General features: G+C 61.6%; 1 protein-coding gene and 1 pseudogene. Both read left to right on the top strand.

The window, feature by feature from the left end:
* Positions 1–561, top strand: a pseudogene (locus T398_RS26835) (hypothetical protein); the annotation flags it as partial.
* Between the two features lie 308 nt (positions 562–869).
* Positions 870–1,060 (top strand): transposase family protein (locus T398_RS26830; RefSeq protein ID WP_496450587.1); only part of this gene is annotated, 191 nt, incomplete at its 3' end.

The following is a 1,060-nucleotide window of genomic DNA, read 5'->3' as shown; positions in this document are numbered from 1 at the left end:
GACGGCTTGGTCGCGCCGGTCGGCGAACGCGACGGCACCGACGGGCTGTTCTCCGACAAGAAGGGCTTCTGCGGGCAGAACGTGCAGGTGACGGGTTCCCTCGCCCACGAAAGCCGGAGCCGACCTCAAACGCTGCAGGACCTTCTCGGGCATTCCAGCATCGTGGTCACCGCCGATACCTACACCAGCGTCCTGCCGCAGATCCAACGCCGCTGCGCCGACGCCACCGCCCAACTGGTCCTCAACGCCGCCCGCCGCATCCGCAGAAAGATCAAAGCCAGCGCCCGCAAGAACCGGCCCGACCGTGGCCCAAAAGCTGGTACCCCGGGACCGACGACACCGAAAACAGGTGCTCCGACCCCACCGAGGCGTAAACAGGCCACAAAGCTTCAGGTCACGTCCCGACCAACCCGCGACAAGGCCGCTTCCAGGACTGCACCCACATCGCACCCACGTGACACCCATCATTCACACAGGCCGCACAGCACAAAGGGCCTGATCCGCTTTTCCGCAGCTCAGACCCTTACGATCTTGCGCGCCCGAAGGGATTCGAACCCCTAACCTTCTGTTACCGGAGGCCGTCCTGGCCTCTGGGTGTACCCGTTTCATCGTGGCACAGGACGTCAAACAACGTAGCCACGAAGGTCAGCTTCCGTTGCCAGCTGTAGGGGCTCAATGAGGCTTATTCAGCGAGGCTTACACTGTTCACAGTGGAGCCCTGAGTGTAGAGGGCGGCCCGCTTTTAGTAGGATGGAGTTTCCACACAACACCGCACGAAAAGCGAACCGCCGAACTTGTATCATACCACTGGGTTCACCCAAAGCCAGATCCGTGACCTATGCGTCCTTGTGAACGCGGCGGCCGACAATATGGGCGCGAAGCCCTGGCCGCCAATTCTCGGTCTTTACCGATCTGTCGTTGTCACCCTGACCTATATGCGCAGAAACCGGGTCCAGGCCGAGATCGCCGAGTCTGCCGACGTCTCTCAATCGACGATTTCCCGGGCGATCACTGCCGTCACCCCGTTGATTAATCAGGCGTTGGCCGAGTTCGTGCCCAC

This window comes from Salinispora goodfellowii, from assembly GCF_059570675.1.
The sequence above is the reverse complement of the archived record's forward strand: the minus strand, read 5'-3'. Positions and strand labels throughout refer to the sequence as shown.